Source organism: Pseudomonas sp. GV085 (assembly GCF_003050925.1).
GTDB lineage: Bacteria > Pseudomonadota > Gammaproteobacteria > Pseudomonadales > Pseudomonadaceae > Aquipseudomonas.
Genome location: NZ_QAOV01000001.1, coordinates 772,523 through 796,202, shown reverse-complemented (window position 1 = coordinate 796,202; position 23,680 = coordinate 772,523). Strand labels below are relative to the sequence as shown.

18 protein-coding genes and 4 pseudogenes are annotated in these 23,680 nt (G+C 49.8%); 7 read left to right on the top strand and 15 right to left on the bottom strand.

The annotated features are described in order from the left end of the window. Positions 1-34 precede the first annotated feature (34 nt). Positions 35-202 (top strand): DUF2897 family protein, encoded by a 168-nt coding sequence (locus tag C8K63_RS03755; RefSeq protein ID WP_007985427.1) that lies wholly within the window; start codon positions 35-37, stop codon positions 200-202. Positions 203-369: 167 nt separating this feature from the next. After that, the gene (locus C8K63_RS03750) at positions 370-927 is read left to right on the top strand and encodes a TetR/AcrR family transcriptional regulator (protein WP_108215441.1); all 558 of its coding nucleotides are present in this window, start codon (positions 370-372) and stop codon (positions 925-927) included. Here C8K63_RS03750 and fabF read toward each other — a convergent pair. The 3 genes and pseudogenes from fabF to C8K63_RS03735 all read right to left on the bottom strand — a co-directional run bounded on the left by fabF (position 924) and on the right by C8K63_RS03735 (position 3,398). Then, positions 924-2,198 (bottom strand): beta-ketoacyl-ACP synthase II, encoded by a 1,275-nt coding sequence (gene fabF / locus C8K63_RS03745; protein WP_108215440.1) that lies wholly within the window; start codon positions 2,196-2,198, stop codon positions 924-926. The genes C8K63_RS03750 and fabF overlap by 4 nt on opposite strands. Before the next feature lie 76 nt (positions 2,199-2,274). Continuing rightward, positions 2,275-2,866 (bottom strand): annotated as a pseudogene (locus tag C8K63_RS03740) (SDR family NAD(P)-dependent oxidoreductase). A gap of 208 nt (positions 2,867-3,074) precedes the next feature. Further along, on the bottom strand, positions 3,075-3,398 hold the full coding sequence (locus C8K63_RS03735) for a ComEA family DNA-binding protein (RefSeq protein WP_371920724.1): 324 nt from the start codon (positions 3,396-3,398) through the stop codon (positions 3,075-3,077). Between the two features lie 573 nt (positions 3,399-3,971). Here C8K63_RS03735 and C8K63_RS03730 point away from each other — a divergent pair. Genes C8K63_RS03730 through C8K63_RS03720 form a run of 3 tightly spaced genes read left to right on the top strand, consistent with a single transcriptional unit; the run spans position 3,972 to position 7,772 of the window. Next, complete coding sequence (locus tag C8K63_RS03730) at positions 3,972-5,321, top strand: lipopolysaccharide biosynthesis protein (protein WP_108215439.1); 1,350 nt, start codon at positions 3,972-3,974, stop codon at positions 5,319-5,321. A gap of 10 nt (positions 5,322-5,331) precedes the next feature. Beyond that, complete coding sequence (locus C8K63_RS03725; RefSeq protein WP_108215438.1) at positions 5,332-6,243, top strand: glycosyltransferase; 912 nt, start codon at positions 5,332-5,334, stop codon at positions 6,241-6,243. Next, positions 6,240-7,772, top strand: coding sequence for a hypothetical protein (locus C8K63_RS03720; RefSeq protein ID WP_108215437.1), 1,533 nt, complete (start codon positions 6,240-6,242; stop codon positions 7,770-7,772). Before C8K63_RS03725 ends, C8K63_RS03720 begins: the two co-directional genes overlap by 4 nt. Here C8K63_RS03720 and C8K63_RS03715 read toward each other — a convergent pair. From C8K63_RS03715 to C8K63_RS30695, 6 genes and pseudogenes are all read right to left on the bottom strand, one after another. Then, the gene (locus C8K63_RS03715) at positions 7,769-8,887 is read right to left on the bottom strand and encodes a glycosyltransferase (RefSeq protein WP_108215436.1); all 1,119 of its coding nucleotides are present in this window, start codon (positions 8,885-8,887) and stop codon (positions 7,769-7,771) included. The two genes, C8K63_RS03720 and C8K63_RS03715, sit on opposite strands and share 4 nt — an antisense overlap. Beyond that, positions 8,884-9,861, bottom strand: a complete 978-nt coding sequence (locus C8K63_RS03710) for an NAD(P)-dependent oxidoreductase (RefSeq protein ID WP_158273922.1) — start codon at positions 9,859-9,861, stop codon at positions 8,884-8,886. The genes C8K63_RS03715 and C8K63_RS03710 overlap by 4 nt, the downstream gene beginning before the upstream one ends. A gap of 166 nt (positions 9,862-10,027) precedes the next feature. Next, positions 10,028-12,022 carry a nucleoside-diphosphate sugar epimerase/dehydratase gene (locus C8K63_RS03705; protein ID WP_108215434.1) on the bottom strand — a complete coding sequence of 665 codons (1,995 nt, stop codon included), beginning with the start codon at positions 12,020-12,022 and terminating at the stop codon, positions 10,028-10,030. A gap of 183 nt (positions 12,023-12,205) precedes the next feature. Beyond that, positions 12,206-12,322, bottom strand: a pseudogene (locus tag C8K63_RS30700) (UDP-N-acetylglucosamine 2-epimerase (non-hydrolyzing)); the annotation flags it as partial. A 917-nt stretch (positions 12,323-13,239) separates the two neighbouring features. Further along, the gene (ihfB, locus tag C8K63_RS03690; protein ID WP_108215432.1) at positions 13,240-13,536 is read right to left on the bottom strand and encodes an integration host factor subunit beta; all 297 of its coding nucleotides are present in this window, start codon (positions 13,534-13,536) and stop codon (positions 13,240-13,242) included. Positions 13,537-13,687: 151 nt separating this feature from the next. After that, positions 13,688-13,959: pseudogene (locus C8K63_RS30695) on the bottom strand (hypothetical protein); the annotation flags it as partial. A 214-nt stretch (positions 13,960-14,173) separates the two neighbouring features. Between C8K63_RS30695 and C8K63_RS30690 the strand changes: the two are divergent. Further along, positions 14,174-14,474 (top strand): annotated as a pseudogene (locus tag C8K63_RS30690) (reverse transcriptase domain-containing protein); the annotation flags it as partial. An 815-nt stretch (positions 14,475-15,289) separates the two neighbouring features. Then, on the top strand, positions 15,290-16,660 hold the full coding sequence (locus C8K63_RS03670) for a hypothetical protein (RefSeq protein ID WP_108215430.1): 1,371 nt from the start codon (positions 15,290-15,292) through the stop codon (positions 16,658-16,660). A gap of 264 nt (positions 16,661-16,924) precedes the next feature. Here the strand turns inward: C8K63_RS03670 and C8K63_RS03665 are convergent, their stop codons facing one another. From C8K63_RS03665 to C8K63_RS03640, 6 genes are all read right to left on the bottom strand, one after another. Further along, entirely contained in the window at positions 16,925-17,260 is a 336-nt protein-coding gene (locus C8K63_RS03665; protein ID WP_108215429.1) for a helix-hairpin-helix domain-containing protein, read from the bottom strand. Positions 17,261-17,372: 112 nt separating this feature from the next. Continuing rightward, positions 17,373-19,367 carry a nucleoside-diphosphate sugar epimerase/dehydratase gene (locus C8K63_RS03660; RefSeq protein WP_108215428.1) on the bottom strand — a complete coding sequence of 665 codons (1,995 nt, stop codon included), beginning with the start codon at positions 19,365-19,367 and terminating at the stop codon, positions 17,373-17,375. Between the two features lie 101 nt (positions 19,368-19,468). Then, positions 19,469-20,494, bottom strand: a complete 1,026-nt coding sequence (locus C8K63_RS03655) for a glycosyltransferase family 4 protein (protein ID WP_108215427.1) — start codon at positions 20,492-20,494, stop codon at positions 19,469-19,471. Positions 20,495-20,558: 64 nt separating this feature from the next. Further along, positions 20,559-21,521 (bottom strand): SDR family oxidoreductase, encoded by a 963-nt coding sequence (locus tag C8K63_RS03650; protein ID WP_108215426.1) that lies wholly within the window; start codon positions 21,519-21,521, stop codon positions 20,559-20,561. Between the two features lie 19 nt (positions 21,522-21,540). Continuing rightward, positions 21,541-22,668 (bottom strand): non-hydrolyzing UDP-N-acetylglucosamine 2-epimerase, encoded by a 1,128-nt coding sequence (gene wecB / locus C8K63_RS03645; RefSeq protein WP_108215425.1) that lies wholly within the window; start codon positions 22,666-22,668, stop codon positions 21,541-21,543. Continuing rightward, positions 22,661-23,671 carry a polysaccharide biosynthesis protein gene (locus C8K63_RS03640; RefSeq protein ID WP_108215424.1) on the bottom strand — a complete coding sequence of 337 codons (1,011 nt, stop codon included), beginning with the start codon at positions 23,669-23,671 and terminating at the stop codon, positions 22,661-22,663. The genes wecB and C8K63_RS03640 overlap by 8 nt, the downstream gene beginning before the upstream one ends. Between the last annotated feature and the right edge of the window lie 9 nt (positions 23,672-23,680).

Genomic DNA, 23,680 nt, shown 5'->3' with positions numbered 1-23,680 from the left:
CCTCGTCGACCGCCTGCTTTTCAAGGAGAGCCCTATGCCCTGGTATGCCTGGCTGATTCTGGTCGTTGCCATCGGCTCGATCGTTGGTGGTCTGATGCTGCTGCGCGACACCGCCAACAAGGTCGAACTGACCGAAGAGCAACGTAAGCGCGTCGCCGAACGCAATGCGGAAATGGACGCCAAGGAAGCGCAGGACCGCTGACTGAAAACCCCGCCTGTAACGGCGGGGTTTGTTTTTGTGTGGAATCTCCTTAAATCATGCTGCTTTGTAGCCATATCGAAGCATCTGCATGCTTTTTAGAAGTAGAAGTACAGTCACCATGCAATTTTCATTGGTTAATATGGGCCGCATTGATGCGGAGATATCAGATGCGTTATTCGCAGGACCATAAAGCCCAGACTCACCAACGCATAATCAGGGAAGCTTCAGCGCGATTTCGACGCGACGGTATCGGCGCAACCGGGCTGCAACCCCTGATGAAGGCACTGGGTTTGACCCACGGTGGCTTTTACTCACACTTCAAGTCCAAAGACGAACTGGTGGAGAAAGCCTTGCAAGAGGCTGGCGTACAGGTCGACCAGTTGTGCGCGCAAATCTTCGCCGAGGAACACCCACTCGAAACCTTCATCGACACCTACCTGTCCGAATGGCATCAAACCTCGCCTCAGGAGGGCTGCCCGCTGCTGACCATTTCTTCGGAACTCGGGCTGCGTGGGCAACCGAGCCCAACCAGCGACGTCGTGCTCCAGGCGCGACTCGATCAGATCCAGCACACCCTCGACGGAGAGCGCACCGCCGACCGCAGCATCGTCATCATGTCGACGCTGGTCGGCGCCTTGCTGTTATCGCGCAGCGTCGCCGACGCCGAGTTTGCCCAACGGATACTCGACATCGCACGCAATCACCTCAAACACTCACAGGATTAACCCTGCCAACGCTTGAACAGCACACTGGCATTGACCCCGCCAAATCCGAAGCCGTTGGACAGCGCGTATTCGATGGCCATCGGCCGCGCGTTACCATGAACGATGTCGACACCTTCAGTGGCAGGGTCCGGGTTCTCGAAATTGAGAGTCGCCGGCACGATCTGGTCACGAATCGCCAGCAGCGTAAAGATCGCTTCGAGCCCACCCGCGGCACCGAGCAAATGCCCGGTCGCCGACTTGGTCGATGTCACGGCGATGCCGTTTTGCGCACCGAACAACGCCTTGATTGCCGCCAGCTCACCCAGATCACCCACCGGAGTCGAGGTTGCATGAGCATTCAGATGCTGAACCTGAGCCGGTGAAACACCGGCCTGTGCCAATGCCAACGACATCGCTCGCCGCGCACCACTGCCATCCTCGGGGCCCGCGGTCAGGTGATAGGCATCTGCACTGGTGCCGTAGCCGACGAGTTCCGCCAGCGGCTGAGCGCCGCGAGCCAGCGCGTGTTCCAGAGACTCGATGACCAGCAGCCCGGCCCCTTCTCCCATGACAAAGCCATCGCGACCACTGTCGAAAGGTCGCGAAGCACGCTCAGGCGTTTCGTTGTAAGCGCTGGACAAGGCACGAGCAGCCGCAAACCCGGCAAGACTGACCCGATCGATCGCCGCTTCCGCACCACCGCACACCGCGATATCCGCTTCACCCGCGCGAATCAACCGCGCCGCATCGCCAATCGCCTGAACCCCGGCGGCACATGCCGTGACCGGCGCGCCTAATGGCCCTTTGAAGCCATGCTGGATCGATACGTGACCTGCCGCGAGGTTGACCAGAAATGAAGGGATAGTGAATGGAGACAAACGTTTCGGACCACGACTATCGGTGGTGCGCACCGCGTCGGCAATCGCACCAAAACCACCTACGCCTGAACCGATGATGGTGGCTGTGCGCTCCTGGGCAATGACGTCCAGCGCTTGCCAGCCGGCCTGCTCCAGCGCCTGACGCGCGGCTTCCATGGCGAACAGGATGAAGCGATCCATTTTCTTCTGTTCTTTGGGTGGGGTTGCGAGGTCCGGATCGAACCCTGCTTCAGGATCATCGGCCAGCGTCTGCACCGTCCCCCCAACCTTGGCCGGCAGATCGGCAACCACCTCTTGCGCAAGATTACGCAGCCCGGAACGCCCGGCCAGCAGCCGCTCCCAGACCGCTTCGACACCGCACCCCAGCGGCGACACCAGGCCCATGCCCGTTACAACTACACGACGATAATTCATACCGCAATACCTCAGTCAATTAGGGGCGTTTCATTTGTAACTCGCAGCGGCTTTACTTTAGAACGATTGGGGGCCATCACATGCCGTGCCACAACAAAGGCATCTCAGTCGGCGGCATCAGGTAGTGAAGGAATGGTGACCAACTCGCCCTGATCCAGACCCGACAGTGCCACTTCGACCATCTCGCGCTTCCATGACTATCTTGGTCGGAATCGGCGAAGCATCTATACCGGAGCGCTCCCGGATTTCGGTGTGCGTCACCCCAGGCCCGCCTTGGCAAGGCCGCCGCCGCGGCCGATGCCAATTGCGTCACCGTTGTAACATTCAACTGAATCATTCGCTCCAGTTGATCGGTATCGGCATTGGCCAACAAGCCATCCGCGGCCACGCCGGCTTTGTTCAGCAAAAGGCTGATGCTCGAATCGCTGCGCAGACGCTGTTCAAGTTTCAGCACCTCGTCCTTCTGCGTCAGATCTGCCTGGAGTACCTTCCACCTGAGCCCCAGGAGCATTGCGCAACGCGCTTGCCACGGCTTCAAGCCGCTCTTGGTCACGAGCAATCAGCAACAACTCAAAACCTCGCGCTGCTAACCGTTGCGCGTAAATCGCACCGATACCGGAAGAAGCACCAGTGATGACGGCGGTGCCTTGGGACTGAATGGACGTCATGACTTGGCTCCTGGAAGATGCCAAAGGGATAGATAAGCGCCTGAATCTCAGCCTCGCCGGACGGCCCGCATATTTATTATACACATAATTTAATATAGTATATTACAGTCGTAATTTTTAAATTGCAGACAGAAGTCAAAGCTCGCTGCAGTCACCAAAAATTAAAAAAGGCCGGTCAATGACCGGCCTCCAAGACTCATTTACAAGCTTAGTTCAACCGGGACTTCTCGCGATTCTTATCTGGAAGGGCCTTGTCGATACCCTTCACTTCGAACAACTCGTCGGACACAAACAGACCAATACTTTCGCGATACGCAACAATCGCCAGAGCCTTGGTCTCCCCTACACCGGTTAACTCACACCGCAAAGCCGGCGCATCGGCCCTGCCAAGATCCACTGTGCCGGATTGCGGATTCGCTGCAGGCTCTGCCTTAGCGGTAAAAGAGGCGCTGGCAAGCAAGGCAAAACCTGGGAGTAGAAATAGCCCGCACGCATAAATGGCACTCCATGACATCGGTTGAAGAAGCAGCATTTCTGAATGCCGCTCCTCAAATCAGGCGCCGTGGGAGAATGTCAAGAATGCGTCTGTTGCGAAAAATGAAACAATCAAAGGTCGAGATGAAGGAACTTGACCAAATAACATTTTGTCAATGTAAACACCGGAGCTGGCAGTACGATTCCAGCAGCTGCGTGATGAGCGAAGAGTCTCTCAACAAAATTTATTTAAATCGCCAATCACTTCGAATAAATTATCCAGCAATAGCGGAACATTAAATACAAACAGATAGTTTAACTATAAGAGTCGCGTGCAACTTCTTGAGAAGATGCATCATCAATAGGTCAATGGCACGATTGAAACCAGGTAGCGCTCCGTGAAAAGGCAGTGGATGGAACTGATTCCGCCCCCTTTAGCGTTGCTAAAATAGCTCATTGATTGCCGAGTCACCAACCCTTGCATCTTCCAGGCAAGCAAGTTTGGTCAGCCACGGCAGAAATCACAGCTTCCGCCGATCGGTTAGAACTGGAGGACCCTGGCTGTAGACAGGGCATTGAAAAAACGTGAAAATCGGCAGCTGCATTATGACCTGCTGCGAAATCTCAATAAATGACTGCGAAGAAAAATATCAGCGCTCTATCCTCTCCAGTGGCTGCGAGTGCTGCAGCCATCGTCGGTCGATTTCTCCTGCTTGGTACGGGGGCCCTGACCGGAATTCTACTGCCACTCACTATGAAGCAAGAGTCCGTGGGCTTGTTTTTTTTGTGCCAATCCATAATAGCAGCGCTTGCCACTTTGGGTCAGTTAGGTTTAAGCATTACAGCGCCAGCTATTATCTCCAGAGCCATCGGTGATAAAGACACTGCCAGGGTAAAGCAAACTTTACGGCGCACTTTAATCATTGGATGCTCAGCGGCAAGCCTGTTCGCGGTTACTTTTTTGATAACTCTAACGGTACTGGAAAACCTGTTGCACTCAGAGTTGACAGGCGCGCTGCAGAAATTAGCACCACTTATCTCAATCAGTATGATGTTAGCTGCCACGGTAACTTTACTATCCGAGCAACACCGGGTTTTAGGACACTTTGTTCAGGCGAGTTTCCTGGTGGTTGGTACTGCTGTCGCCAGCGCTGCTGCCGTCATTATTGCCTGGCAGTCAAAGATAACACTTTCATTGGACACCCTTCTCTTTTCGGGAGTTCTTGGTGTTTTATGTACCGCATTACTGGGTGGATATTCCCTGTGGCGCTGGCACAATACTCATGATGGGGAAACCAAAGAAACTGTAAGTTATTCCGAAATATTGTGGCAAACCATACCTAACCTTACCACCACAAGCGTGCTATTTATCATAGCTCAAGCAGACTTGTGGATCATTGTTTTCTTTGGCAGCACCGCTGACGTAGCAATCTATGGCCTGGCATCACGGCTTGCTATCTTGGTGATAATTCCCTTGGCAGTAGTCAATACAGTCATCGCACCATCAATTGGGCGTCTGTGGGTTCGACGAAAAAAACGTTACTTGCAAAAAGTGATGGGTATCGGTGCGGGTGTAGCAACGGGAATGGCAATTACGGGCTATCTATTATTCGCCATTTTAGGTCAACTCATTATTGCAATGGCTTGGCCAGAAGAGTATTCAGAAGCTTACTTTCTATTTATCATTCTCGGCTTCGCTCAAGTTATTCAGACCTTCGCTGGAACCGCCGGCATGGTCTTGGTCATGTTGCAAAAACAACATATTACCATGCGAATCTCTATTGTCAGCGGTGTACTGATGATCGCCGGAGGAAGTGCGGCATTCATATATTTCGGCATAATTGGATTAGCTATCGTTTATAGCTCGGGCAGTATTATTCAGTCAGCCCTGATGATTCATTATGTAAATCGAATATTCAACCTGAAAACAACTGCCAACTTTAAATCAACAATCAAATTCAGCCAATCCTATTTTCACTAAGAGAATCCACATGGACGATAAAATGACGACACTGCCGAAAGTCACTATTGTCATCCCCACGTACAATACTGCTCGATATTTGCTGGATGCAATTGATAGCGTCAAAAAACAAACCTATCAAAATATCGAACTGATTGTGGTTGATGATGGATCAACCGATGACACTCCGAATTTGCTGAAAAATCATCCTATGCAGTTTTCGCATTTCAGACAGGAAAATGCTGGACAAAGCGCTGCCATGAATTTCGGATGGAAACAAAGTTCCGGCGATTTGTTGGGTTATCTAAGTGCTGATGACAGATTACACCCTACTGCAATCGAGACGATGGTCTCTCGAATGGCGTTGTCACCTGAAGCAGTATTGGCATACCCGGACTTTTGCGTAATCGACGAAGACTCAAATTATGTTAGAACCATTACAGCCCCCGAATATTCTGAAAATCTGCTCATCGCCAATTTCCAATGTTTACCTGGCCCAGGCGCGCTATTCAAACGGACAACATGGGCGCTAGTAGGCGACTGGAATACTGGGTTAAGAAACATTCCGGACATGGACTTTTTTCTGCGTTTTTGTCAACACGGCCCATTCATCCGCGTCCCAGAGGCGCTAGCAGATTTTCGCATTCACTCTGGGTCAACTACCTATAACCCCTCCAGTGCGCAACGTTCAGATGAGCCAGTTACCGTTATTAGAGATTTTTACAATACAAATGGTTTACCCAAAAGGTTTCTTCGCTGGAAAAAAAGGGCTATGGCAAACGCCTATCTGCTATCAGGATTCATGCACGGTTTCTCCGGCCGTTACCTCATCAGTTTAAAGCAGATGTTTCGGGCCGCAACACTAAGTCCCTCATCAATATTTTCTCGCAAGATGATCAGCTACGTAATCGGTATTTGTAGATCCGGATCGGTAAAAAAATGAACAGTACCTCAGAAGGCTATTTTGATAATAAAGCGACAACAACATGGATTGTCGCCACGGCGACTTTACTTAGCATATGGGCAGGTTTCTATTACCCAGGCATGATCGCTTTATTCGCAACCTATTGCACGTTGAGCATTACTATAATATATGCCACGATTAAAAATCGACCGAAAAGCTACTTCATATTTTTTCTATTTTCTTTTTTGATTTTAGGTTGCTGGGCAAAAATCACTTTACACTTGCTCATTGGAAACAATTTCATTGAGCCTATAGGAAGCTTTGATGAATCGCCAGCTGCATGGAACAACGCCATTGTAGTGTTGATCACAGCATTTAGCGCGCTGCTTATCTGCTACTTCATTGTCGTGGCCGGCTTGCAAAAAAGAAAGGAACTAGAAACCAATATAAACACAAAGCTCTTATCAACACTCTTGGGCATGGCAATCATCTTCACAATTGCCTCTCTAATTTTTAACTATTACTATTCAATTATAAAAGTTGGATACGAACCAACTTTAAAGCTAAATAGTTATATTTACGTAGTCTTTTCCTTCATGGTCGCCTGGGGAAACTCTATTGCTCTTTTCACCTTGGCTTACTGGTTGGTAAAAAGCGGAAAATTAACTCCGAACATGCTTTTTTATATCGTCATTATTGAGGGTGCACTGACATCAATTTCGATGGGCAGTCGTGCACAAATGATCCTTCATGTTTCGGCCCCTTTTATTGCTTACCTGATACAAGGGAGAAAATTAGAGTGGAACATATCAAAAATTGGCTGGATAAAGATTTTTTCGACGACAGCTTTATTGTTTGCATTTTCGATAATTTCCGTATCAGTCGACCGCCTTTCTTCGTTTGCAAAGGCAGTACCTTATACAGAAAAAACCATCGTGAAAGGAAATCTGGAAGAATCCGGGACATCGTTGAAATTATCCGAAAAAGCTTTAATACACGACGTCACCCCAGAACCATACGTCGCCTCGCATCAACTGTCACTCGAACTGAAGTTCAAACGAATCGCAAACGAATTGAGCAAGCTAATCGTAGACCGATGGATTGGCGCTGAAGGAGTTTTAGCAGTAACGAGCAACCATCACCTGAATTTAGATCTTTTTATGAGAGGCTTAAAAGAAGATCCAGCACAAGGCACACAAGCAATATATCAGCGAATATCTAATGCACAGTATGAAAGATTAGAAAATTTCACATTCATGACAATCCCTGGTCCTATAGCAGTACTGTATTACAGCGGCAATCATCTCGTGCTTTTTGCTGGCATGGCACTATTATTCTTCTTGGGTTATAGCATCGAGCTTGCCGCTACACGGTTACTGAATAATGTTATGACAAGTGCTACTGTTGGCGTTGGAATGGCATACTTGATAGTGCAAATTAATTTCCCCAGAGCATTTCTATTTTTCGCGATTGAGATAACCGCTTTTCTTATAGGGTTAATAGTGCTGAGAAGGATACTAAATAAACAAAAGCATTCCATCAACTCTTTACATCAACAAGCACTCTAATTATCCTGACTAAAACCTTCAAAATAGTCGACCATATTAGTTACAATTACATGCCAACTATAATGGTCGATTACAAACGACTTAAGTCGTTGCCCTTTAAGCGTCAAATCGTCGATCTCTGAAAACATGACCTGAAGCCCTCTACTGATACCAGCGGCTGTCGGCTCGACTACTCTTCCCCCGTTGATCGTCTGTACTTCGTCAAAGCCACATGTATTTGTCAGCAATACCGGCAAACCTGTGATTCCTGCTTCCAGAGCAACAAGTGACATGGCTTCCGATCTGGAGGGAATGACAAGCATCAATGCATGTTGATAAGCTTCATTCCGTTGGGCCTCATTGAGAAATCCAATAAAATGAACCTGATGAGCTATTTCATGACCAATCAAACAGGCCTCAAGCTCGGCTTGCATTCCGAAGTCTGGCCCGGCAAGCACTAATGGATAATGGTGGGCTGCCTTTGTAGAGAGATAGGCTTTAATAAGCAAATCAGGGCCTTTGACAGGGGCAAGCCTACCCATAAATAAAATATACGGCTCTTCGGGCAGATTCTGCAGTGTACGTATTGGGGTTAACGCGGGCTCCGCCACCCCATTCGGAAACACCGGGATACGATCCGGCAAAAAGCCCGTAAGTTCTGCAATTAGTACTCGCTCTAACTGAGTAATTGCAATAAATCCCGACGCCCTTTTTATAAGTGATTTACCAAGCAACAAATGAAACAGCTTCTTAACTGGACTAGGCTTTCCGATGGAAGCAAACTCACCCGCGGGGCAAAGTACATAAGGAGTCCGCGCGATCCAGGCGAAGAAGCCGGTAATAATGCTCAATAAATTCCAATAGCCCATGATATGGATAATGTCAGCAGACTTCACCGCTTTCCACAGACGCATAAAATTGACCAATGGGATTGGAAAGTGTTGACCAATTTTTCCAGTAATGTAGGTTTTAACACCTCGAGTATTAAATTCTGATTGCCAGGAATCACCGGACATCGCGATGACTTCACAACGACAGCCTTTATCCGCAAGGGTATTGGCTAAGTGTCTTGTGCGTTCCGCAGTCCCTCCCCCACGCTGTGCATCAAGAGAAATATTAATCAATAAAACATTCATACCGTAGCCCTCAAGTGACTCAAGTAACCTTTAAGGCGCTGGGTGAACAGTGCAGAGTCTGGCAATCCAAGTTGCAACAATCGATCTTCTTGGAAGCGACGCATTGGATCGGTATTACTAATCCCTCTGGCATTTAATACCAAACGCAGCACTCGCGAGGGGAGGTAAGGAATATGCAATACTGCAGTACGATTAAATATTTCCAGCAAGCAATCCTGAAGATAAGCGAAATTATTATTAGCGTCAGCGTCTTCAGTCACTACAATAATTTCCCCCTGAATTATTGGTGCCGCGGTTGTAACAAACAATAAAACCTCGACTACTTTTTCAACGCTGACCAAATGCATTCGCCGCGCACCGTACAATGAACGGCGCAATGCGAGTTTCCAGCCAGGCGCACTCGAAACTTCCCTTACGAATGAAACAACATTTAATCCTCCGACACCAAATACTGCGCCAAGGCGCAAAATCAAGGTTTCGAAATGCTCGGCATCGACAGCGCTCACAAACTTCTCAGCAGCGGCATGCTCACGCTCATAAGGCGTGATAGGCACGATCTGTGAAGCCGAAGTACAAATACTGTCCTGACTTGCTCCAAAAACGTCAATACTTGAAACATGGATATAGCGTTTAACACGTGCATTGCCACAAGCGCGCAAAATATTCTTGATCGCTGACAAGAACCATCCGGCGCCATCTGGCCGCAGCAAATTCAAAACGATGCTGCCGCTATTCAAAATTTTCTCTAACGACGCGCTATCTTCCAAGTCAAAATGTCGAACCTGTATAGGCGATTCTGTTAACCAATATGGTTCCTTTCGATGGACCGCAAAAATAATTTCGAACTCTTTGCTGCAATCAACTAAAGAATTGAGTAAATGCTGTCCAACAAAGCCAGTCCCACCTATTACCACGATACGCTGCTCAATGGTAGCGTGGACTTCGCTTTCAGTATCACTTATCTCAAGATTCAAGATGACTCACTCCCTAAATGCACACACAATTCAGGCCCTAGTATTCGAACCAACGCCTTAAAAAATATAAAACAGCTTAAAAAATATAATATATCAATTCCGCAGGCCTATTCTGCCCACCGCGAATCCTAGCTTATTTTCAGTTAACATCCATAATATAACCGGCTTAATGATCAAGACGTCGTTGCTCGTAAATCCAATCCACTATCTCTCCTTGAGGGGTGTATCCATGGACTGTTTCTCTCAATAATTGTCGAACGAGGGAGTAATCATCCTTACCAAGCGCCGCAAGCAAATGCGTCAGTTTGACCTTGAGGACATCCCAGGCCAAATAATCCTCGTGAGCACTCATGATCATCGGGTGTTGAGTTGCAACTACATTGTCACCAATCAGCAGTTCTTCGTAGAGTTTTTCTCCAGGGCGTAACCCGGTAAACTCAATGGAGATATCACCGTGCGGATTTTTTTCTGAACGAACACTTAAACCTGACAGATGAATCATTCTCTCTGCCAGTTCAACAATTTTTACCGGTTCGCCCATATCCAGCACGAAAACATCACCTCCCATCCCCATAGAGCCCGCCTGAATAACCAGTTGCGCCGCCTCTGGAATGGTCATGAAGTAACGAGTGATTTTAGGATGAGTAACTGTGAGCGGACCACCTGATTTTATTTGCTTGTGAAATAATGGTATCACCGAGCCGGAAGAACCTAAAACGTTTCCAAAACGAACCATCGTAAATCGGGTTCGATTGACTCCAGGTATGCTTGCAGTGTCACCAAATAGTACTGGTGCTGGTTCCTTGCTGAGAGCTTGAAGCGTCAGTTCGGCAAGACGCTTAGTGCTACCCATGATATTTGTAGGCCGAACAGCTTTATCCGTCGAAATCAATACAAAGTTAACCACATTTGCCTGGATTGCTGCTTGAGCCGCATTAAGTGTACCTATTACATTATTAAGTACACCCTCGGCAATATTATGTTCGACCATCGGAACGTGTTTATAAGCCGCAGCATGATAGACGGTCGCTACACGCCACGTTGACATCACATCTAAAATTTTAGCCTTATCACGAACCGATCCAAGGATCGGAAGAATTTTCGTAGACAACGACTCCCGAACAACTCGTTGCTCAAGCTCCGACAAAATACTGTAGAGATTAAACTCACTATGTTCGAGCAGTAAGAGGACCGTTGGTTGCAATGACAATATTTGCCGACACAACTCAGAACCTATAGACCCACCAGCCCCGGTGACAAGTACGACCTGTTGCTTGATGCAATGTTCGAGTAATTCATGTTGGGCAGAAACTACATCACGCCCCAATAGATCGGCGATATCTACTTCTTGAATATCATCGACCTTTACGCGCCCGCTTGCCAAATCCATGAAACCTGGGACAGTACGAACATGAAGGGGATATCCCTCCAGAAAACCAAGTATCTCTCGCCGACGCCCACGAGATGTGGAGGGTATCGCCAATAATATTTCCTGCACACCAGTAGCTTCAATCATTTCCTGGATATGCTTTGGTTTATAAACTTTCAGGCCGGAAATAACTCGGCTGGCAATACCTCTATCGTCATCGATAAAGGCAACCGGACGCATGACTCGCCCCATTCGCAAAGCTGCAACAAGCTGATTTCCGGCAGCTCCAGCACCGTAAATAGCTACCTTAGGTAATCCGTTATCCCGGTTAGTGAAAGGAACATGTTGAGCTGCGGAAAACCAATCACCGAGGAAATATTGACGCATAAACAATCGAAGGCCGCCGACCATGACCAAACTTAGCCACCAATAATTAAAAATTATTGACCGCGGCACAACATTCTGATGATTGCTATACCAATACATAACGACGCCGAGAATTAACGATGACAAACTTACCGCTTTGATGATCGCAATAAGGGCATCATTACCAAAATAGCGCGTGACCGCACGATACATTCCAAATTGAAAAAAAAGTGGAATGGCTACAAACGGCGCGCTCAAAAAAAGCCAGAGATGCTGAGTGAACGGGTTGACCATCTCATCGATGCCTAATCGGACAACAAATCCCATCCATAGGGCTAGCCACACCAACGCAACATCAGCAGTAACCTGGATCAGTCGTTTACTGCGGCGCGGAAGACCTAATAACAAAGCTCGGAATCTATCCATAACCTCTTCGAACTCTCCTCCACACCAATTTTTATGACGCTTAGAATGCGTTTATTCCCGTACGGCCATCATTTTACACCAGTAAGGGTCGAACATCCGGGTCAGGTCTGAATTTTTCTTTCTCGCCCGGATGAAACACCTTAGCCAAGACGACCAATGGAAGATAAGCAATTATATGGCCCACAATGCCATATCGCCATCTTGGCCTGAGCGCACCAAAATATGATTCAATTGCTTATCTGACTCAGCAACTGCACGACTCATTTTAATAAGTTCGGGTCGAGCATCAACCGGAGCCATAACCTTGGGCAATCAACTGCCCTTAATAAAGTCCAGTTTCAATAGACGCTCTTTGATACCAGACACATCCAGAAGGACCGCCAATGCGGAACTATTATCAGGAGCACAATCCAGTCCAGCGCCTGACTCAACGATCACGCGGATCCCTCTCCTCGAAAAGCTGTCATGATTGGGCAACCGGCAGCAAGATGTGATTGGATTTTACTGTATAGTGCGTAGGACATATCCCCCACCACTTAAACCAACCAACAAAACTGAGAAACTCTCAAATATTTCCGACATCCAGCCCACAGAACGCCGCGCCGACAATAACAAATCATAAAAATAGTGATTATTTTGCTCTACTCCTGTAGCCACTCGAGCACACCACCGCTGCCAAAAGTTAATATTTCCTTCCAGTCTTAACAACCTGGCAGCATCTACCATCGCGCCCGTAAACTATGCGGCACAAATACCCCCAGCAAATACCACACCAAGTTACATCTCATTAAAAATCAAAGCCGACAGACGTTTCCCTCCTATATTATTGGGAAGCTGCGCTATCTACCGAATTGAAAAAAATTGCAGATATAAAAAATCGAAAATGATGATTTACCCATACCTCGAAAAACATCATTAATCCGTCAACCGAACACTCATCTCTTTATAATTTACTTGGCTGACGCTCGAGGCACCTTCCTGCCCCTAAGCAATAGCCAATACAATAGAGGTCCCAATACCATCCCTACCAACAGCGACAGCACTACAATTACCGACACGGGCAATGCAGGCCCTGTCCATCCAAGAAACACCATCGAAATGGCTTGTTGATTTTCCAGGACGAACACCAAGACCACTAAAGTCAATAGCAACAACAAAACCGCAAGAATTACGCGTTTGAAATTAGGCATTGGTAACAATCCAAACTCCATTTACTATCACGACACTTCCTCCTCATCCTCATTCACCCGATCACGCAACTCCTTGCCGGGCTTGAAATGCGGAACGAACTTGCCATCGAGACTGACAGACTGACCTGTTTTCGGATTACGCCCCACGCGCGGCGCGCGATAGTGCAGTGAAAAACTGCCGAAGCCACGGATCTCGATGCGATCGCCGGTGGCCAGGCATTGAGACATTTGCTCAAGCATGGTCTTGATGGCCAGCTCCACATCCTTTGATGAGAGCAGTCCTTGATGGGTGACAATTCGTTCGATCAACTCCGACTTCGTCATATTTTTCCCTTCTTTTTCAAGCAGCTAGATCAGCGCTTCAAAGGTTTTAGCACGCCCGGACGATTTTGAACAGCCCATTGTATTTACCCCATTCTCTCTCTGCATGAGCGTCCAATACAGAAGCGGCCGCGCCCCGGCACCCTGCTCGGCTACAGATAACCAACATGGTCCGTGTCAATAAACCCGCAGGATTGAAGCCAAAAAAGTATTCTTCTTCATGCTTGGCATCGTCGGACCTTGCCACCACCTTGTAACCTTCCCCCTTACATTCCCTGTCGGCACGCTTTTGACACCTCTCCCACCCCGATCCCAGCCCCGAGCGATCGATCTCGACGTGACTGACTCCGCGTCCCGCATGGATCCTGCACTAGTCGCACAACCCGCCAATATCAGTACGACAATCACGACGATGAGCCTTTTCATTCACATATTCATGCCAGAACCTTCGCCTGACCGTCGTTCGCCTTCAGGCATAAGACTAGCTGCAAATAAACGACTGATCCGATTAAAGAAAGAGACAATCTGAAGAGCCTTGGGTTTCTGCAACCCTCCCTGGGAACCAATATCCTGTTCAACCCGAGTGATAGCACAGGAGAATCAGTAGCTAATGGCTTGTCGCGCGGGTTCTGGATTACTTTTGGAGCGGCGAGGCCATCGTTTCGTACGCTACGCCGATGATGCGAACATTTATGTGCGCAGACGTCGTGCCGGTGAGCGAGTGATCGCCGGCGTCGAGCGGTTCTTGAGGCAGCGTCTGAAACTGACGCTGAACCGGGAAAAAAAGCCGGGTAGCCGGGTCAGGGATGTGTGACTACTTGGGCTACGGGATGAGCCGGCATCAACAGCCAAGGATGAGAGTGGCGACGATGAGTCTGGGTCGCTTGCGCGAGCGACTCGCAGAGCTACTGCGCGGAGCGCGGGGCCACAAGTTTGTATCATGCGGACAATGGGCTGGCAGGCGCGCTGGTGTACCTCGACAAGTATCAGACCTACTACAACGGAGCGGCTTTGGCCTCTTCCGGTAAGGTTGTAGCGCAGGCTCTCGCAGGATGAAAATTCAGCACAGACAATCGCCGCGCAGCGGAAAGATCAACACGGAACTCGTCTATGCCGACGGTACCTATAGGGTCGGTCCTCCTTGCGATACGGAAAAGGTAGCTTTGGCTGCAGCCAAGAAGGCTGAAGCGCAGAAGCAGCCCAAGCGATCCTATGCCAGGGACGGCTGGTGTGTTGTCGCAGACCAGTCTCAAAGCTGATAGCATGCCGGCCTTATGAGTATATGTTCACCCAAAGGACGACAGGCAATGACTTTGGCCAAGGTAATACCCTGTGCATCGCCGAAACGGATTACGTTGGCGGGGTTGGCCCTGGTTTAGATTTCTTCCTCTGCGCTGGGCTCGTCTTTGGTAGAGTAAGCAGCTGCAGCTTGGAAAACGGCAGATCAGGAAGCGAGAGATTGTAGTATCCCGGATATGGACCTGATTGATGCGGTCCCAAAATCCGTAAGAGATCAAGAGGGATGCCAAATCAAAGCAGGCTCGCGTTCTTGGACCCAGCAAATCCAATCTGACATGTCCTGTGCGATAGCTTCTCTGGATATAGTGGGGGGTGATCAAGCAGGAAAGTTACGACAGGGTATGCATCGTGGAGCTCACCCGAGCTAAGCGAGACTCGATTGTGGCAAGCGCCAAGTAGATCCCGAGGGCCCAATACACTTGCCGGCTATCGGCTTAGCATTTCAAGGAAATCAAGAATGTATTCATCATTCATCAATCGGGGCCATCTCTTGCTTGCCCCTGCTTTAGCGCTGTGTTCATGGATATCTTTGAATCCGTACTTTTTATGGGGCTCCAGTAGGCATATTGTACTTGCCGGACTAACGGCTGGCGTCATTGCGGTGCTCGCGTTTATCGCTGGTGATCGGCCACGTAAAAGTGAAATGATCGGCTTTGCCATGATGGCAATTTTTATAGTCTACATAAGCTTGCTCCCCAAAACGGACGGAAGCTTTACACGTTGGTATTTCGTTCTGCCGACTATGCTAGCGCTCTTCGTATTCGAAGACAGTCGGAGAGCCGAGCTTATAAAAGCATTTTCGATTATCTTCGGGTTGAGCTTGCTGCCAGGTATTTTGGTATCGATTGGCTCCATTCTCGGGCTTCAAATCAGCTTCGATCACAAGCCGCTTCTAAACCCTGTAATGGCCACAGCGGGGGGCTATTATCTCAATGTGCCCGGTGTGCTATTGCTTGGGAATAACGTGATGTCTCTACCATGGGGCGGAGCGCTCTTCCGTTTGTGTGCGGTTTATGATGAACCGGGGATGGTGGGTACCGTTTCAGCATTTCTGCTCGCTGCCCATAGGTTCCGGATCAGGTCCACAGCCACCATCCTACTTTTCGTAGGCGGGTTGCTCTCGTTTTCTTTGGCGTTTGCAGTGCTGACAGTCGCTGGTTTTGCTGCTCGGCTGGTGCTGACCCGATCCGCCAGAACCTTGGCGCCTCTCGCTCTGAGCGTAGTTGTGGGGCTGCTTGCCGCAGGAGTCATCAAGCCAGATTCTTTTCACACAGAAACGAATGCGAAAGGCCCTGGAGTTGAAGTCACTACATCGGCATCGGCGCCTAGCTTGACAAGACCATTGTCTTCTCCTCCGGAGCTAGTTGCTGGCCTTCCAGAGACGCAGGCATCGGACGCTTCGGTAGTGAAAAATACCACTGTATTACCGGCCTCAACCTTGCGTCAGACTCAATATATAAACAATAGATCGCTTCCTGAAATGCAAAAGCTGATCAATGACTATTGGTCTTCAGGTTTTAAGACTCTTATGTTCGGGGTAAGCTCTGACGCTAGCGTAACGTTTGGTGGAGTCTCTCAAGTAGTAACGAGAATATTCACGGACTTTGGGATCATCGGAATGATCCTTTTTGCCGGCTCTATGATTTTGCTTGCTATCGCACTTCTGCGTAGAGCTGATTTTCCGAAATGGGCATTACTGTTTTTCGCGCTGTTCCTGTTTAGTATATATCAGCGGCCAATTGTCTGGATGCCTTACGCGTTCACGCTGTTCATTTGTTGCCCGGTATTAGCTGGAGTTAACGTGAAGAAACGAATCAGCGTTACTTAAACGTTATGACTTCATAACAACTTCAATCTCAACATAACCCGCTACGGCGGGTTTTTTTATGCCTGGAGAAGGGTATGGGCAGCGGCAACCGGTTTAGTTGCGCAAGACGGGATGCCCGGACGCGTACCGAAATACGCACCTTGGATATAGCGCATAAGAAAAATGCCCTCATCTTGCGATTCGGGCATTTTCTTTAACTAGCCAGCAGATTGCCAGGTTTTCACACAGCCTGCAATGATCGGCCTTTTTCGTTCAATCACACACTTAGTTCAATTCGATCCTCTCGCGATTCCTGTCCAGAAGCGCTTTACCGATCCCCTTCACTTCCAGCAATTCATCTACCGACGCAAATGGTCCATTACTTTCACGATATGCAACAATCGCTTTGGCTTTGGCCTCGCCTATACCCGACAGTTCACGCTGCAGCGTTGCTGAATCGGCACTATTAAGATCGATTTTGCCCACTTGCTCCTTGGCGGCCACATCCAGTACCCGAGGTGCTTTGAGCATCTCGGGACTGCTCGCTGGAGCAGCGAAAGTAACGGCGGGAACACTGGTGAGAAGGGCAAAGACCAGAGAGTAAAAGTAGCCTGTACGCATGATTGAAGCTCCATGACGGCGTTTGAGAAAGCAGCTTTTCCGAAGCTGCTCCTCAAACTTAGGCTATGTAATGGCACTGTCAAAAATATGTACATTGCAAAATATTAAACAATCAGGGCTCGAGGCGCCGCTGCTGGTAGATCCAGTCGACGATTTCACCATCCGGGGAGTAGCCGCTAACCGTGTCGCGCAACAACTGGCGAACACGTGCATAATCGTCTTGATCAACAGCGCGGAGCAATTCGCTCAGCTTGACCTTCAGCACATCCCAGGACAGGTAATCCTCGTTGGCAGTCATGATCATCGGGTGCTGAGTGGCAGCCACGTTGTCACCGATCAACAATTCCTCATAAAGCTTTTCACCCGGACGCAGCCCCGTGAACTCGATTGAGATGTCGCCATGCGGGTTTTTTTCCGAACGGACACTCAAACCGGATAAATGGATCATCTTCTCGGCGAGCTCGACAATCCTGACAGGCTCCCCCATATCCAAAACGAAGACATCACCACCCTGCCCCATGGAACCCGCTTGAATAACCAGTTGTGCGGCTTCGGGAATGGTCATGAAGTATCGAGTGATCTTTGGGTGGGTGACCGTCAGCGGCCCCCCCGACTTGATCTGTTTGTGAAATAACGGAATAACCGAACCGGACGATCCCAGAACATTTCCAAACCGAACCATCGTGAAGCGCGTCTTGTTCACCCGAGAAACGTTGGTCGTGTCACCAAACAATACCGGCGCCAACTCTCGACTGAGCGCCTGCAGCGTCATCTCGGAAAGACGCTTGGTACTGCCCATTACATTGGTAGGCCTCACGGCCTTGTCGGTCGAAATCAATACAAAGTTGGAGACACCTGCCTGAAGTGCGGCCTGGGCTGTATTGAGCGTGCCAATCACATTGTTGAGCAGACCTTCGGCAATATTATGCTCGACCATTGGCACGTGCTTGTAGGCTGCGGCGTGATACACCGTATCCACGCGCCAGGATTTCATCACATCGAGAAGTTTTTCCTGGTTGCGCACGGACCCCAGGATTGGCAAAAGACGGATCGATAATGACTCTCGTGCAACTCTCTGTTCCAGCTCGGACAATATGCTGTAGAGATTGAATTCGCTATGTTCAAACAATAAAAGTGTCGTGGGCCCGAGCTCCAGAATCTGACGGCAGAGTTCGGAGCCGATGGAGCCTCCGGCACCCGTGACCAGAACGCACTGCCCCTTGATGCAGTGCTCAAGTAACTCCCCCTGGGCCGGAACAGCGTCACGGCCGAGCAGGTCAGCAATGTCTACCTCCTGGATGTCGTCCACCTTGACCCTGCCACTGGCCAGATCCATGAACCCCGGAATACTCCGAACATGCAGAGGGAAACCTTCGAGAAAACCAAGAATCTCGCGGCGGCGACCACGATTGGACGACGGGATGGCAAGGAGAATTTCCTGAGCGCCCGTATTGTCGATCATTTGCTGGATATGTTTAGGCTTATAGACTTGCAGCCCTGAAATAACCCTGTCGGCAATACCGCTATCATCATCGATAAAGGCAACAGGTCGCATGACCCTCCCCATTCGCAAGGCGGTAACGAGTTGATTGCCTGCGGCCCCGGCACCGTAAATCGCAACTTTTGGCAATCCGTCATCCCTGTTCGTGAACGGGACATGCTGAGCTGCGCTGAACCAATCACCCATAAAATACTGGCGCATGGCCAAGCGTAATCCCCCGATCATGATCAGACTCAACCACCAGTAGTTGAATATGATCGAGCGGGGAACGACGTTCTGATGATTGCTGTACCAGTACACCAAGACGCCGAGGATCAGGGACGATAATGTGACAGCCTTGATAATGGCAATAAGTGCATCATTGCCGAAATACCGCATCACCGCGCGGTACATGCCAAAGCGGATGAATAAAGGAATTGCCACGACAGGCGCGCTGACAAAAAGCCAAACATGCTGAGTGAGGGGATTGATCATCTCGTCCAGCCCCAGACGCACAACAAACGCCATCCACAAGGCAAACCAGACCAAAAAAATATCAGTCAATACCTGCAAAATGCGCTTATGTCGTCTTGGCAGACTTAATAAATTTGCCCGAATCTTATCCATAACCCCTCTAAACACCTCTCGAAGCCCCTAGCATTGATACAACAACTACAGCTTTTGGTATCGCTTGTGGACCAGGCATTGCGTGATAGCCAGAGCAACCATCACGCATTACTCGCGACTTCCAACTCGCCAGCGTGGAATTTGAAAGCCAGTGCCACCAACGGCACATAGGCCAGAATCAATCCCGTCGAACCATCCAGGTACCGCATGACGACCAATATAGCGACCGGCAATAACCACAACAAATTGATAGCGGCTATTGCAACCGTGACCACACGATGGCTGCCGAATTTCCGTGAAGCGTACTGGTATCCATGGCTGCGATGAGCCTCATAGACCTTGTCACCACGCAACAGGCGGCGCAGCAAGGTAAAGGTAGCGTCAACAATGAAGACTCCCAACAGGATAAGCCATGCCCACAGAAACACCGGGGCAGTCCATGCGGCATGCAGGGCCAACACCGCCAGTACCATGCCTAGAAAACCACTCCCGGCATCGCCCATGAAAATACGCGCAGGCGGGAAATTCCAGACAAGGAAACCGAGTACGGCCATTGTCAGCACAAACGGGGGAATGGAGAGACTCGGATGGCCACCAATCCAATACACCAGACAAGCGCCGACACAGGCGCAAATCGCTTCGACACTCGCCAGACCATCAATACCATCCATAAAGTTATAGAGGTTGAGCATCCAGACCAGAAACAACGCCCCGATGACATAACCAAACCATCCCAGGCTTATTTCGTAACCGAACACATTGATCGGGGCCATGCCGCCAATCCAGAACAATGCCCAGATGGCACCAGCGAAATGCGCCAGCAGGCGCCACCGGGCAGCAATGTGTCCGTGGTCGTCAAGAAACCCTATGACTGCAATCCATCCACCGGCTCCAAGTAGAGCCAACGCCATGGGCCAAGCCATGTCATCTACCCAGACAAGCGCCGGTAACGCAATCAGAAAACTCAGGACGATGGCCACACCTCCACCACGCGGTGTCGGGACCGAATGTGAACTTCGTGAATTCGGAATATCTATCAAACTGCGTGCCAAGGCATATTTGCGCAATGCACCCGTGGCCAAAAATGAAACACCAACCACAGCAGTCAACAACCAAATTGTGTTCAAAGATCAACTTCCTGAAACAGCCAAAATCAATTTTGCAATTGAACCAGCACTGCCGTTAGCCAGCTTATCGCTGCCTATCCTTGTAGTAGTTCGCAGCCGACACCAGAGCTTCATCGACGCTGACGGGAGGAGACCAGCCCAGCAGTTTTCGAGTTTTGCTTATATCGACCTGCAACGACCCGCAAAGCCGTTGCGATAAAGCCTGCTTGCCTAAAAGCTGCGCCCCACGCTCAAGCAGCACACTCGGAACAGGCAACAACCGTGCAGGCTTGCCCAGCGCTTGCCCCATGCGCCTCAACAGCTGCGTAGTGGACAGATCTTCCCCATCACTAACAAGGAAAATCTGATTAGCTGCAGCCGGGTGGCGAATACAGGTCGCTATTAAATCAACAAGATTGTCGAGCGCGACCAGACTGCGTCGATTATGGATAGCCCCGAATGGCAGCGGCACCCCTTTGTCCAGCCAGCGCATCATGTTCAGGAAATTAGCCCTTACACCCGCGCCGTAAACGAGCACGGGACGAATAATAACGACCTCCATCCCTGAATCGTTCGCGATTTCGAACAACCCTTGCTCGGCCTCCATTTTTGAAACGCCATAGGGGTCCGCTGGTGCGGGTGGAGCATCTGCAAGATAGGGTTCATTGAGGGGCGTACCCTCACCATTCACCTTGATCGAGCTGATGAACACAAAACGTCGAACCCCCTGGTCAGCTGCCTGCCGGGCAAGATTGAGTGTGCCTTCGACATTTACTTTGCGAAACGCCACAAGCGGATCGGACTCGGTGTCATTCATCACATGGACACGCGCCGCGCTGTGAATGACGACCTCCACCCGATCCAGCGCTTGGGACCAATCGGCATCACTTTCGAGCCCGACGGTTTGAATAGTTGTAACGCGCGCCGGACAGTCAGGCAGGGCATGCCCGCGAATGGCGGCCACCGGCTCCAGATCTTCAGAAGCCGCTAATCGGCCCAGGACTGCACGACCTACGAAACCGGTGGCACCTGTCAACAAAACACGCATTTTCAAACCTCGACGCCGCTCAGGGTTTCGACCAGACCGTACGGTTGATGTAGTCGGTATAACTCAATACGACCCGAACCACCTGCTTGGACACTGGACCCGCCTGGTAATCCCTGACCACAGGGATGACACGCTGATCACGATCATGCTGACTGGTCACCACACGTACGGCATTAAGAACGCCATCCACTTTCAGGCCACTCATAATGAGTGTCCCTTCGTCCATCCCCTCCGGACGCTCATGTGCATTACGGATGGTAATGGCAGGCAAGTTCAGCAGAGAGGCTTCTTCTGTGATGGTGCCACTATCGGACAGGACGCAAAATGCCGACATCTGTAGCTTGATGTAGTCAAGCAGACCGAACGGCTTGGAAAAGCGGATCAACGGGTGATCCAGCGATTCGCCTATCGCCTCCAGACGCTTGCGGGTGCGGGGGTGAGTGGAGACGATGATCGGAAACTTATACTCGTCAGCCAAGGCTCGCAGCGTCTTGAGCAAATCCCGGAGGTTTTCCGGCGTATCGACGTTTTCCTCTCGGTGAGCGCTGATGATGAAGAATTTATCCTGCTCCAGCCCTTCTCGAACCAGCACATCGGAGGTGAGAATTTTCGGCATGTAGTAGTCGAGCACTTCCTCCATATGCGAACCGGTCTTGATGATGGTTTCAGGACGAATCCCTTCAGCGATCAGATAACGCCGAGCATGCTCGGTCAGAACCATATTGATATCGCTCAGGTGATCGAGCACCTTGCGATTCAGTTCCTCGGGAACTCGCTGATCAAAACAGCGATTGCCGGCTTCCATATGGAATACCGGTATCTTGCGGCGCTTGGCGGCAATGACTGCTAGACAGGTATTGGTATCGCCATAGAGCAGAAGCGCGTCCGGCTTTTCAACTTCAAATACTTCATCCGCCTTCGAAATCACCTCGGCGATGGTCTTGGCAGCCGTATCACCGGCGGCGCCCAGAAAGTAATCAGGCTTTCGAATTTCAAGATCATCGAAAAATACCTGATTCAATTCGAAGTCATAGTTTTGGCCGGAGTGGACCAACACATGATTGACTTGCTTATCCAGCTCTGCAATAACACGACTCATCTTGATAAGTTCTGGTCGCGTGCCGACCAGCGTCATGACCTTAAGCATCAAGTTTCTCCTGAATGTATTCCAGATTCAAAAGAACTTTCTTCACGCCTTCAACATCGAGACGTTCCGTATTATGCGAGGTGTAATCTTCAAGATCGGAAATCTCCTGCTCACCCTCAACAAAGAACTTCTTGTAGTTCAGGTCGCGATTGTCAGCCGGGATTCGATAGTAACGCCCCATGTCTTCGGCTTTGGCCATTTCTTCACGGGAAATCAGCGACTCATAGAGTTTTTCGCCATGACGGGTGCCAATGACCTTGACAGTATTGTCACGAGAGAACAGCTCCTTGAGCGCTTGCGCCAGGTCCGCGACTGTTGAGGCAGGTGCTTTCTGGACGAAAATATCGCCTTGCTCGGCATGCTCGAAAGCGTGCAGCACCAGGTCGACAGAGTCCTCCAGCGACATCAGAAAGCGGGTCATGTTCGGATCGGTGACGGTCAGCGGCTCTTCATTTTGCAATTGGTTGATAAACAACGGGATCACTGACCCGCGTGAGGCCATGACATTGCCGTAACGAGTCGCGCAGATCACAGGTCCCGATGCCGGAATCATACGCGACCTGGCCACCATCAGTTTTTCAGCCATGGCTTTGGAAATACCCATGGCATTGATTGGATAAACAGCCTTGTCGGTACTTAGCACGACAACGCGCTTAACACCCGAAGCAATCGCCGAATTCAGAACGTTTTCGGTACCGATAATGTTAGTACGCACGGCTTCCATAGGGTAGAACTCACAGGAAGGCACCTGCTTCAATGCGGCCGCGTGAAAAATGTAATCCACGCCGACCATCGCCTGATCAAGGCTATCGCGATCGCGAACATCACCGATATAGAACTTCACCTTGTCGTTCGACAGGGCAATGCGCATATCTTCCTGTTTTTTTTCATCGCGGCTGAATACGCGAATTTCTTTTACGTCAGTATCAAGAAAACGCTTCAACACTGTATGACCAAATGACCCTGTGCCGCCCGTGATCATCAAAATTTTATTATCAAACATAACTACCGT